At 72.8% G+C, this 416-nt stretch carries 1 protein-coding gene; it reads left to right on the top strand.

What is annotated here, in order from left to right; genetic code table 11:
- On the top strand, positions 1-416 hold a 416-nt coding region (locus tag D7Y11_RS43025), incomplete at both ends, for an OPT/YSL family transporter (RefSeq protein WP_199753997.1).

Genomic DNA, 416 nt, shown 5'->3' on the forward strand with positions numbered 1-416 from the left:
GCCCGGTCGTTGGGGATGGGCCTGCTCATTGGCGCGCTGCTGGCCGTCACCAACCTCTACATGGGATTGAAGACGGGCCTGTGGGACTCGGGCTCCATCGCGGCGGCGGTGCTGGGGTTCAGTGCCCTGGCGCCTTATGGGCGCAAGCGGGGCGTGCCCTACACGCCGCTGGAGAACAACCTCACGCAGACGGCCGCGGCGGCGGTGGGCGCGATGCCCGCGTCGGCGGGGCTGCTGGCCGCGATTCCGGCGCTGGCCCTGCTGGGCACGGGTGTGCCGGGCTGGGGCATCACGGTCTGGGGTCTGGTCCTGGGCGTGGTGGGCGTGCTGGTGGCGGGCTTGTTGCGGCGGCGCCTGCTGGAGCAGGAGGCCCTGCCGTTCCCCACGGGCATCGCCACCGCGGAGCTCATCTCCAC

The sequence above is a fragment of the Corallococcus sp. AB018 genome (genome assembly GCF_003986945.1).
Classification (GTDB): domain Bacteria; phylum Myxococcota; class Myxococcia; order Myxococcales; family Myxococcaceae; genus Corallococcus; species Corallococcus exiguus.